1 pseudogene is annotated in these 319 nt (G+C 45.1%); it reads right to left on the bottom strand.

The window, feature by feature from the left end:
* Positions 1-319 (bottom strand): annotated as a pseudogene (locus I4N53_RS11220) (IS110 family transposase); the annotation flags it as partial.

Genomic DNA, 319 nt, shown 5'->3' with positions numbered 1-319 from the left:
ATGCTATGTGCCACTGCAACTGCTGCACGGTTTGCTCCTCTTCGAGCAGCGATGGGTGGTACTGACTTGAGAGATAAGTATCTTTTGTTCTTGAGGCAGCCCTGGCAGCTTCAATAAGAGAGCTTCGCAATTTTTGGTTACCTTTTCGAGTTTTGGCAGACTTTTGTTTACCAGCACTTTCATTATGACCTGGACACAGCCCTGCCCAAGAACACAAATGGGCAGCAGAGGGGAACTGTTCCATATTCGTGCCGATTTCGGCTATGTGAGAGTAAACTAAATCCATGAAAGAACCAACTCCTTTTTTAAAATTTGAACG

Source organism: Thermoanaerobacter sp. CM-CNRG TB177, from assembly GCF_018588165.1.
Lineage (GTDB): Bacteria > Bacillota > Thermoanaerobacteria > Thermoanaerobacterales > Thermoanaerobacteraceae > Thermoanaerobacter > Thermoanaerobacter thermocopriae.
The sequence above is the reverse complement of the archived record's forward strand: the minus strand, read 5'-3'. Positions and strand labels throughout refer to the sequence as shown.